This window comes from Massilia sp. YIM B02769 (genome assembly GCF_030411995.1).
In the GTDB taxonomy this organism is placed as follows: Bacteria; Pseudomonadota; Gammaproteobacteria; order Burkholderiales; family Burkholderiaceae_D; genus Telluria.
Genome location: NZ_JASNRC010000028.1, coordinates 1 through 10,550 on the forward strand (window position 1 = coordinate 1; position 10,550 = coordinate 10,550).

Below are 10,550 nucleotides of genomic sequence, written 5' to 3' on the forward strand. Positions count from 1 at the left end.
ACTTGCATGTGTAAAGCATGCCGCCAGCGTTCAATCTGAGCCAGGATCAAACTCTTCAGTTCAATCTCTGTTTGTCGAAACCGGCATTGCTACCGATTCCGAAATCGATCCACTGGATCGATTTCGCTCACTCAAAATACTGACCGTCACTCATTGCTGAGCAACATATTTCTTTTGTGCGAACATTTGATAATTTAAGTAATCAGCTGAACGAGTCAGCTGGCACCTTCATCAAACGCCCACACTTATCGACTGTTAATTGTTAAAGAACTTATTCGGCGCTTCCTTTGCTGCGCTTGCGAATCGTTTTGTTCGTCAGCAGCAGAGGAGAAAGAGTATGAAGCAATTTCTGATCCTCGTCAACCCCTTCTTTGCTTCAGCTCAGTTTCCTGACTTGCCGTTGCTAAATCAACTACTTGATTTCGTTGACGTTTTCGCTCGGCGCTGAAGCGGAGGCGCACTATAGCAAAGCTGTGTCGCTGTTGGCAAGGCCTCCTTTCCCACTACAATCTTGCCTGGACTATTGATCCCTGCATATTGATCCCTACACTATGAAACTGTTCAGCATCCTGATCGCCGACCGCCCTGCCGTCGACGTGGCCGCCCTGCCGCCGGCCGTGGCGCGCAACGTCGCCTCGTTCCGCGAGCACCATCCGGCGCTGCCGCACCAACTCTACGATCAGGATGCAATCCGCGACTTCCTGCGCGGTCACATGGAGGCAGACGTGGCCTGGGCCTTCGAGGAGCTGATGCCCTACGCCTACCGCGCCGACCTGGCGCGCCTGTGCCTGCTGCACGAGTTCGGCGGCGCGTATGCCGACCTGTCGGTGTTCTTCCATGCTCCGCTCCCTGTCTCCTCGGGCAAGCTGGCGATTTTCCGCGACCGTGCCGTGCATGCGCCCTGGATCGTCAGCAATACCATCATCGCCGCCCCGCCGCGCCTGCCCGCGTTCGAAGCGGCGATCCGCATGATCGTCGCAAACTGCCGCACCCGCTACCGTGGCGCGTCGTCGCTCTGCCCGACCGGGCCCATCCTGTTCGGCAAGGCCATCGCCATGCACTGCGAGCCGGAACAGATCCACCTCGGTGAAGTCATCAACCTGGCCCAGCGCGACAATACCGAAGCGCTTGCCTTTGTCGATGCCACCGACGGACGAATGATCGGCTACCGCACCAAGTCCGCCGCCGGCCTGCAGCAGCTCGGCCTGTCCGAGGGCGTCAACAACTACAACGACTTCTATTACGCCCACCTGGTCTACGCGTCCGACTATCCGGTGCGGATGCTGGCCAGCTACCTGGCGCGCCACGGACGCACCGACGGCGTGATGGAGGGCGACCAACTGGTGCTCCGCAGCGCCAGCACCGACGAACACCCGGCACCCGTTGCCGGTTCCGGCACGGCCGCATGCCACATCCCCCTCCCCTTCGCGGCCGGCCGTTACTGCCTGCTGCTGGTACTGGCCGAAGGCGGCGGCGGCGAACTGACGCTGCGCGCGAACATCCAGGGCAGCGGCGCCACGCTGGCCGAGGTGCGCGCCCGCGTCGACGGCGCGGCTCCGGCGGCCGCGGCCCTGACGCTCGATCTACCAGGCAGCCGCAAGGATATCGTTGTCTGTATACTGGCGGGCGGCGGCGCGCACCTGCGCATCGCCGAGCTGCGCATCGAGCGGCTCGCACACGACCTGGCACCATGATCAAATACATCTCCTACGGCGACACCACGGGCTACGGCTTGTCCGGCATCGCCTACCTGCGCGGCTTGCTGAATCTCGGCCTCGACGTCCAGTGGCAGCCGGTGTTCTGGGGCGCAAGCGGCTTGCAGCGCTGGGCGCCCGGCATGGCACCGCAGTTGCTCGAAGCCGTGCGCGCCGCTGCCGGCGACCCATCCCTGCGCGACCTGCCGGCCATCCTCGCGCGCACCAGCGCCCCGCGCGATTACCGCATCGTGGTGGCGCACCTGGTTCCCGAATACCTGCCCCAGTGCCTGGAACCGGGCAAGGCCAATTTCGCCTACTGCACCTGGGAGTCGGACCGGATTCCCGCCACGTGGCCGGCCATCCTGAACCGCTACGACGGCGTGCTGGTCCCATCGGAATTCAACGCCGATGTGTTTCGCGCCGGCGGCGTGACCGTGCCGGTGCACGTGGTGCCCCACATCCGCCGTCACGCCCACGACGACGTCACGCCCGAGGAGCGCGCGGCACTGCGGCGCCAGCTCGGCATCGGCGCCGACCACTTCGTGTTCTACACGATCGGCGCCTGGATGCTGCGCAAGGACATACCGCGCCTGCTCGATGCCTTTCTCCAGGAGTTCAGGCATGACGAACCGGTTGCGCTGTGCATCAAGACCTCGACCAAGCCGGTGCACTTCCCGCTGCCGCATGAAGCGGGCAAGACCTCGCTGCAGCTGGTCCAGGAATCCATGGCAGCGTTCCGGCGCGAGCACGGGCGCGCGGCGCTGCCGACGGTGGGCGTGTTGAGCGGCGACGGCGTCAGCGGCGCCTGGATCGACCGCCTGCACCAGGTGGGCGACACGTATATTTCGCTCGCCCGCGCCGAGGGCTGGGGCATGGGCGCCTTCGACGCCGCCGCGCTCGGGCGCCCGGTGCTGATGACCGGCTGGAGCGGCCAGCTCGACTTCCTCGGGCGCGACCATCCCGGCCTGATCGGCGGCACCCTCGCGCCGATCGACTGGCCCGGCACGTCCTACGGCAGCGACCATCGCTGGGCCGTCGCCGAAGTCGCCGATGCGCGCAGCAAGATGCGCTACCGTTTCGCACACCGGCACCAGCCCGACCCGCACGCGCGGCGCCTCAGCGAAACCATCGCCAACCGCTATGCCGAGGGCAGCGTCATGCGCCGGTTCCGGCTGGCCATCGGAGTACCCGCATGAGCACGAGCGTGATTCCCCGCCTGTTTCACTTCATCTTCGGCCTCAGGGAACAGAACGAGCCCTTCCACCTTGCGCACTACCTGTGCCTGGAATCGTGCCGCCAGCTGAACCGCCCCGACGCCATCTGGTTCCATTACGCGAACGAGCCGTATGGCCCGCTGTGGGAGCGCATCAAGCCGCACCTGACCCTGCGCCAGGTTACCCGCGAGCCCCTGCCGGCGGCCTCGTACGCCCAGTCCGAGGAGGGACGGCAGATCGCCTCGGCCGGCTGGAGCTATGCGCACGAAGCCGACTTCATTCGCCTGAAGGTGCTGCGCGAGCACGGCGGTGTGTACGCCGACATCGACACGCTGTTCGTGGCGGCGCTGCCGGACCACCTGTACGAATACGATTGCGTGCTGGGCGACGAAGGCGCCCTGCCCGATGCCCGCGGCGTGCTGCGCCCTTCGCTGTGCAACGCGCTGATCATGGCCGCCCCGGGCAGCCCCTTCATCGGGCGCTGGCTCGACGCGTCCTACGGCGCCTTCGACGGCAAGTGGACCAGCCACTCCTGCCAGCTGGCGAGCCGCCTGTGGGAGGCGCATCCCGATCTGCTGCACGTGGTGCCGCGCCAGTACTTCTACCGCCATCCCTGGACCGCGGCCGGCATGCAGAACCTGTTCGAACGGCTCGACCCCGACACGCGCGACGTCTTCAGCCTGCACCTGTGCAGCCACCTGTGGTGGGATGCAGGGCGCACCGATTTCACCGCCTTCCATGCCGGGCTGCTCACCGAAGACTATGTGCGCGCCGGCGCCACCACCTACGCCGCGCTGGCGCGCCCCTTTCTGCCATGACCGACACCCAGACTGCCGCGCCATCCATGAGGGACTTCCTGCCGCAGCCGGAGCGCGGCATCGGCTTCAGGCTGGGCCAGGACGGCGCCGTGGTCCAGCAAGGCAGCCTGCAGCTGCTGGCCTATCCCGGTCCCCGGCCGCTGGTGTCCTGCCTGATGGTGACCCGCGGCCACCTGTTCCCGTCGCGCTTCGCGGTGGATTGCTTCCGCAGCCAGAGCTGGCCCGAGCGCGAGCTGCTGCTGGTATGCGATGCGCCGGGCACGCCGATCGAGGCCTATTGCCGCGCGCTTGGCGACAGCCGCATCCGCATCGTGGTGCCCGACGGCCCGGGCGCCAGCCTGGGCGCCTTGCGCAACCTGTCGCTGGCCGCCGCCCGCGGCGACTGGATCTGCCAGTGGGACGACGACGACCTGTACCACCCGCAGCGGCTGGAACTGGGCATGCTGATGCTGCAGTCGATGCAGGCCGAGGCCTTGTTCCTGAGCCGCTGGCTGTTGTGGTCGCCGGCGGCGTGGCGCATCGGCGTGTCGGGCACGCGCGAGTGGGAAGGTTCGATGCTGGCCCGGCGCGAGCGGGTGCCGCCGTATCCGGCGCTGGCGCGCGGCGAAGACACCGCGGTGATGCACGCCATGCTCGTGCGCGGGCGCGTGGTGCTGCTCGATGCGCCCTGGCTGTACACCTATGTGCAAACCGGCGCCAATACCTGGACAGGCAGCCATTTCGACGCCATCTGGAAGGCGGCCAGCCACGTCGAGGCGCCGCAAGGCTACGACGCGGCGCTGGCCGCCCTTGCGTCCCAAGGCCCCTACGCCGCCTATGCCGAAGCAGCGGGCGCCCAGCCCCGGCCGTGATCGATCCGCCTCTGCCTAGCCCGGCGGCGCAGCGCGGCTCGATTCGCGTTTCGCTTCGCCCACATACTCGACGCCGCGGCTGCGCATGAACGCCACGCGGCGCGCATGCAGGGCGTCGTTCGGGTCGAGCGCGCAGCAGACGGTCGCCACGCCGGTGCAGCCATGCGGCTCGTTGCGCAGCTGTGCGAATACCAGGCGGTCCTCGCCGTCGCCGCTGCCGAAGGCGGCGCAGGACCACAGGTGCACCACGTGCAGCAGCTGCAGCTTGTCGATGGCCAGCCCGCTCGGGCGCACGAAGCCGCCAAAGGCCTGCGCATACAGGCCGCGGCCGACGCCGACGCTTTCGAGTTCGTCCACGCACCACTCGCGCCCGGTATTCCCGTCGGCGTAGATCGAATACGAGAACGCCCACTTCTTGCCCTCGATGGCGCGCAGGATGCGTGCGCAATGCTCTTCCTTGAACCAGTCGTCGTCATCGAGGTACACCACCACGCGGGCGTCGGCCAGCAGGGTCAGCGCCGAGCGCAGCGAGCCGCCGTAGTAGGACGCGTGCGGGCCGCCGTGGCGCTGCGAGGTCGAGTAGCCGAGGTTGATGAGCGAGATGGTCACGTGCGGCGGGCATTCCGGCGCCACCGCGGCAAGCAGCTCGCCCAGGCGATTGTGCGGGTCGCAATCGACGCCCACCAGCACCTGGATGCGGCCGCCCTCCAGGCGCTGGCGGAACACCGAGCGCAGCGCGCGCAGCAGCGAGGTACGGCAGGTGGTGACGATCACCACAGCGATGGCGTGGCGGGTTGCAGTCATAGCGGCCGCAGGGCGAATGGATAAGCGGCGCGCGCGGCAATCTGCCGGCGTACCTCGTCGGCGCCGGCCGCACCCGGGCGGTGGTGGGTCGCGTCGCGCTGCGGCGCGTGGGTCGAGGCCAGCGCCACATCATTGAAGAAGAACGGCAGCGTGGCCGTGTAGCAGATGCTGCGGCGGTACAGCAAATGGTCGGCTACCAGTTTGCCGTAGGCGTGCACGCCGGTCAGGTCGACGCTGACGCCGTCGGGACAGTAACGCGCCAGCAGGCGCTCCATGCCGGCGCGGCTGACCAGGTAGGCGCCGGCCGAATAGCAGGATGGCTCCCATTCGTGCCACAGGATGCCGTGGCGCAGGTAGAGTTCGCCCAGCTCGCGGATGACCGGGGCATGGCTCACGTGCAGCTGCAGGATTTCCCAGTCGGGCGGCGCTGCGGCCAGCAAGGCGGCGCTGTCGAACACATGGTGGCTACGCACGTCGTCCTCGAGGATCAGGGCCGCCGCACTGCCCGAGCGCCAGGCCTCCCCGACGGCGCGCAGGTGCGAAGAGAAGATCGCCAGCTCGGCGCGCGAATTGACGAAGGGTGTGCGCAGATGCACTTGCGGCAGCGTCTCGGGCGTGACCGCCTCGACCCGCGTGTTGGCGACGCCGGCGCGCGCCAGGAAATCCTGCGCCAGGGCGCGCCGCTGCGTGTCGGCGGCGCGGTTGATCCAGAAATGCATGAGTTGGTCGAACATGCGCAGCAGTCTATCCCAAAAATGAAAAGGGCCGGCGCGGGCCGGCCCATGCAATGCACGCCGGCTTGCGCCGGCGCCTTATCAGAACACCGCGCGCACCCCGGCGTTGCCGCCGGCCTGGTAGTAACCGCTGCGCGCTTCGCCGCTCAGGCCGAAGTACAGGTAGGCGCCCTTGCGCAGCTGCAGCGTACCGCTCACGCCGCCCTGCAGGAACACCCGGCCGGCTTCCGGCGCGGCGACCGCGATGCCGATATCCGACAGCGCAGCGCCCAGGCGCGGACGCAGCAGGTCGCCGCTGTCGACGCCGGCGCCGACATTGAAGCGGTAGGTCGATGCCTGGAGCGGATCGCTGTTGCGCGATGCCGCCGCCAGGCCCGCCACCAGGCGCGTGCCGCTGGCCGAGTAGCTGTCCAGCGCCAGCGCCGCGGCCGAGGCGCCGGTTTCGCTGGCGGCGTCGCGTTGCGCGTGTTGCAGGGTCACCCGTGCGAACGGCGCGAAGCTTGTGCCGGCCACGCCGGTGGCGGACCGCACGCCCAGGCCGAGCAGGCTGCTCTTGCCGTCGACATGCGCGCCCAGCGCGGCGCCACCGAACGGATCGGCGCGCTGGCTGTCGGCCTTGTCGCGGCCATGCGAAGCGATCGCGTCGACGACCGCGCCGCCAACGGCCTGCTCGCCATATACGAACAGCTTGTTCTGGCGCAGCTTGCCGCTGCCCTCGACGGCGTCGAGGTCGCTCCGGGCATGGCTGTAGCCGAAGCCAAGGCGGGTGCCGGCGTCGCGCAGCAGGTCCGCGCCCACGGTCAGCTGGACGCGGTCGGCATGGAAGCCCGATGCCGCATCGTCGGCGCTCCACTTGCCGCGGTTACCCGTGATGTCGATCCACAAGGCGCTGTTCTCGTTGCGGCGGTCGCCGGCAACGCCGTGCTTGAGGACACTGCGCTCCAGGTCCCAGCCAGCCTGTGGCGCCGCGGCCGCCAGCGCCGCGTGCACTTCGCCCGACAGGCCGCGCACGAGCGGTGCGAGGCGGGTGGCGTCGTACGATGCGACGCGGTACAGCAAGGCGTTCTGCTGCGCGCTGGCGCGGCCGCTTTCGTCGATGGCCACGAGGGTATCGAGGGCCGCACCCGCCGCCCGCACGTTGCCGTTAGCTTTGCCGTCCGCCAGCCAGCCGGCGTAGGAAGCAGGCAGCACCTTCAGTTCGATGCTGTTGCTGCCGCCGACGTTGTAGAACGCGGCAAAGCGCATGCCCGCCAGGCCAGCCGGCTGGGCCACCGTGTCGAAGCGACCGACGATGCCGCCATCGGCCGTGACGATACGGAAGGTCTGGCCCAGCTGCGGCGCCAGCGGCGCCGAGCCGTAGCCCGATTCCTGCGGCGTGTACAGGTCGCTCAGCGTCGGGGCCAGGGTCACGCCCGGCTCGATCACGAAGCGCTTGCCGTTGACGACGTTCAGGTACGAGTAGTAGCCGGCCGCGCCGATCGGCGAGGCGGCCGAGGCCTGCACGGTGCCGCCGATGTCTTCCTTGTAGGTACTGCCGCTGGCCATGGTGACATTCGCGTCGGCGGTCAGCATGCCCGGCGAGTTGCCCGGCGAGAGCGTGCCGCGTACCAGCAGGTCGCCCTTGATCGTGCCGCTGCCGCCGAGCGTGGCGCCCTGCGCCACCGTCACCTGGCTGGTGAAGTTGCCGTTCGCGAGCAGTTTGCCCTGCATCACGCAGGTGGCGTCGATGTTGGCGGTGCCGGTGACGTTCAGCGTACCAAGGCCGGTCTTGGTGAAGCAGCCGTTGCCCGCTGCGCTCGACAGCATGTTGCCGGCCAGGGTCGTGGTGGTGCCGGTTTCGGTGTAGATCGCGGTGGAGCCGCCGACACGGATGTCCTGGCCGGTGGCGATATCGACGGTGGCGTAGATCGTGCCCGCGTTAAAGGTGAGCACGCTTCCCCAGCCCAGGCCATAGGCATGGGTCACCTTCACCAGGCCGTCGTTGATGGTGAGGCCGCCGGTCCAGCCGTCGCCGCGCACGTTGTCGCTGCCCTTGCCGCCGCCGTTGTCGCCGCCCAGCACCAGGGTGCCGGCGCCCTCTTTCACCAGGCGGCCTTCGCCGCTGATGTTGCCGTTCCAGGTGACGACGCTGTCCGCGCCTTCGGTGTCGACGATGCCGTTACGCTCGGTCAGTGCGATGCTGCGTGCCGAATCCATGGTGCCGGTGGTCTGCAGCGTGCCGCCGTCGAGGGTCAGGCCGTTGCCTGCGGCGCCCAGGGCCGCGTCGCTGCCGATGCGCAGCGTGCCGCCCTGCGACACGGTGGTGCCGCCGGTGTAGGTGTTCACCGCGTCCAGCGCCAGCGTGCCGGCCGCCACCTGCAGGCCGCCGCTGTTGCCGAGGACGCCGCGCAGGACCAGGGTGCCGGTGCCCTGCTTCACGAGTGCGCCGCTGCCGTTCACGGCGCCGCCTTCGATCGTCGTGGTGCCCGCATCGACATCGACCGTGCCTTTGCCGCTCAGCAGCAAGCCGCGTTCGTGGGTCAGGTCGGCGCCGGTCTGCCAGGTGCCGTTGTCCAGTTCGAGCGCGGCGCTGCCCTGGCCGAGGTTGGCGTCGGCCAGGGTGCGCAGCGTGCCGCCGCGTACCAGGGTCTTGCCGGTATAGGTGTTCGCGCCTTCCAGCGCCTGTTTCCCGCCCAGCACGGTCACACCGCCATTGCCGGCTATGCTGCCGCCGAACGCGCCATCGGCTGCGCTCAGCACCAGGTCGTTGCTACCCAGGAGGACGCTGCCCGAGCCGCTCAGGCTGCGGATGCCGACGTCGCCCGCCGCGCCGGCAAGGTCGAACACACCGTCGCCTTGCACGGCGCTGTTGGCAATGCTCGCCGCGCCGTCCAGCGCCAGGGTGGCGTTGGCGCCGATGGTGGTGGTGCCGGTATAGGTATGGGTCGCGGTCAGGGTCTCGTGGCCGCCGACGATTGCCAGGCCGCCCGAACCGTGGATCGCGCCTGCGAACGCGTCGTGGGCATCGGTCAATGTCAGGGTCTGGCCGCCGAGCAGTACTGCGCCCGAGCCGGACAGCGATTGCACCTCGGCGCCGTTGTTCGTCGCCGCGATGTCGAGGATGCCGTCGTTGAGCAGGCCGCTCGATGCGGCGATGCTGCCCGAGCCCGAGAGCTCCAGGACCGCATGCGCGGCGATGCTGGTGGCGCCGGTATAGGTATTGGTCCCGGCCAGGATTTCGTGGCCGCCGCTGATGGCCAGGCCGCCCGAACCGTGGATGACGCCTGCGAACTGCTCGTGGGCGTTCGTCAGCGTCAGGGTCTGGTCGCCCAGCAGCACGGCGCCGGAGCCGGACAGCGATCGCACCTCCGCGCCATGGTTCGTGGCGGCGATGTCGAAGATGCCGTTGTTGAGCAGACCGCTGGATGCGGCGATGCTGCCCGAGCCGGACAGTTCCAGCGTCGAGTGCGCCGCGATGCTGGTCGCGCCCGTATAGGTGTTGGTCCCGGTCAGGGTTTCATGGCCGCCGGCGATTGCCAGGCCGCCCGAGCCGTGGATCGTGCCTGCGAACTCGTCGTGGGCGTTCGTCAAGGTCAGCGTCTGGCCGCCCAGCAGCACGGCGCCGGAACCGGACAGCGATTGCACCTCGGCGCCATTGTTCGTGGCGGCGATGTCGAAGATGCCGTTATTCAGCAGGCCGCTTGATGCGGCGATGCTGCCCGAGCCGGACAGTTCGAGGGTCGACCACCTGGCGACAGTGGTGGCGCCGGTATAGGTGTTGGTGCCGGCCAGGATTTCGTGGCCGCCCGCGATTGCCAGGCCGCCCGAACCGTGGATCGTGCCTGCGAACTGCTCATGGGCGTCGGTCAGCGTCAGCGTCTGGCCGCCCAGCAGCACCGCGCCGGAGCCGGACAGCGATTGCACCTCGGCGCCATTGTTCGTGGCGGCGATGTCGAAGATGCCGTTATTCAGCAGGCCGTTTGATGCGGCGATGCTGCCCGAGCCGGACAGTTCCAGCGCAGACCATGTGCCGACACTGGTGGCGCCGGTGTAAGTGTTCGCGCCGCCCAGGATTTCGCGGCCGCCAGTGATCGCCAGGCCGCCGGCACCGTCGATCACGCCTGCGAACTGGTCGTGCGCGTTGGTCAAAGTCAGCGTCTGGCCGCCCAGCAGGACCGCGCCGGAACCGGACAACGATTGCACCTGCGCGCCGTTGTTGGTGGCGGCGATGTCGAACACGCCGTTGTTGAGCAGCCCGCTCGATGCGGCGATGCTGCCCGAGCCGGACAGTTCCAGCGCCGACCAGGCGCCGACACTGGTGGCGCCGGTGTAGGTGTTCGCGCCAGCCAGATTCTCGTAGCCGCCGGTGATCGCCAGGCCGCCGGCGCCTTCGATCACGCCCGCGAACTGGTCGTGCGCGTTGGTCAGGGTCAGCGTCTGGCCGCCCAGCAGC

General features: G+C 68.5%; 7 protein-coding genes. 4 read left to right on the forward strand and 3 right to left on the reverse strand.

Features of this window, described 5'->3' with window-relative positions:
• Positions 1 to 551 precede the first annotated feature (551 nt).
• From QPK31_RS25795 to QPK31_RS25810, 4 genes are read left to right on the forward strand one after another with little or no spacing between them, the layout of a single operon-like run.
• Complete coding sequence (locus QPK31_RS25795) at positions 552 to 1,694, forward strand: glycosyltransferase family 32 protein (RefSeq protein ID WP_290425757.1); 1,143 nt, start codon at positions 552 to 554, stop codon at positions 1,692 to 1,694.
• Complete coding sequence (locus tag QPK31_RS25800) at positions 1,691 to 2,893, forward strand: hypothetical protein (RefSeq protein ID WP_290425758.1); 1,203 nt, start codon at positions 1,691 to 1,693, stop codon at positions 2,891 to 2,893. Before QPK31_RS25795 ends, QPK31_RS25800 begins: the two co-directional genes overlap by 4 nt.
• Positions 2,890 to 3,729 (forward strand): glycosyltransferase, encoded by an 840-nt coding sequence (locus tag QPK31_RS25805; RefSeq protein WP_290425759.1) that lies wholly within the window; start codon positions 2,890 to 2,892, stop codon positions 3,727 to 3,729. Before QPK31_RS25800 ends, QPK31_RS25805 begins: the two co-directional genes overlap by 4 nt.
• A 26-nt stretch (positions 3,730 to 3,755) precedes the next feature.
• Positions 3,756 to 4,580, forward strand: a complete 825-nt coding sequence (locus QPK31_RS25810) for a glycosyltransferase family A protein (protein WP_290425760.1) — start codon at positions 3,756 to 3,758, stop codon at positions 4,578 to 4,580.
• A 15-nt stretch (positions 4,581 to 4,595) separates the two neighbouring features.
• On the opposite strand, the gene QPK31_RS25815 is transcribed toward QPK31_RS25810, so the two are convergent.
• From QPK31_RS25815 to QPK31_RS25825, 3 genes are all read right to left on the reverse strand, one after another.
• The gene (locus QPK31_RS25815; protein ID WP_290425761.1) at positions 4,596 to 5,384 is read right to left on the reverse strand and encodes a hypothetical protein; all 789 of its coding nucleotides are present in this window, start codon (positions 5,382 to 5,384) and stop codon (positions 4,596 to 4,598) included.
• Positions 5,381 to 6,118: a hypothetical protein gene (locus QPK31_RS25820; RefSeq protein ID WP_290425762.1), complete on the reverse strand. Its 738-nt coding sequence runs from the start codon at positions 6,116 to 6,118 to the stop codon at positions 5,381 to 5,383. The genes QPK31_RS25815 and QPK31_RS25820 overlap by 4 nt, the downstream gene beginning before the upstream one ends.
• Positions 6,119 to 6,199: 81 nt before the next feature.
• The coding region (locus tag QPK31_RS25825) for an autotransporter-associated beta strand repeat-containing protein (protein WP_290425763.1) at positions 6,200 to 10,550 on the reverse strand (4,351 nt) is incomplete at its 5' end.

Bases quoted from the DNA above. Each gene is read 5' to 3' on its own strand.
- QPK31_RS25795 (WP_290425757.1), top strand. From the start codon at position 552: ATGAAACTGTTCAGCATCCTGATCGCCGACCGCCCTGCCGTCGACGTG.
- QPK31_RS25810 (WP_290425760.1), top strand. From the start codon at position 3,756: ATGAGGGACTTCCTGCCGCAGCCGGAGCGCGGCATCGGCTTCAGGCTG.
- QPK31_RS25800 (WP_290425758.1), top strand. From the start codon at position 1,691: ATGATCAAATACATCTCCTACGGCGACACCACGGGCTACGGCTTGTCC.
- QPK31_RS25820 (WP_290425762.1), bottom strand. From the start codon at position 6,118: ATGTTCGACCAACTCATGCATTTCTGGATCAACCGCGCCGCCGACACG.
- QPK31_RS25805 (WP_290425759.1), top strand. From the start codon at position 2,890: ATGAGCACGAGCGTGATTCCCCGCCTGTTTCACTTCATCTTCGGCCTC.
- QPK31_RS25815 (WP_290425761.1), bottom strand. From the start codon at position 5,384: ATGACTGCAACCCGCCACGCCATCGCTGTGGTGATCGTCACCACCTGC.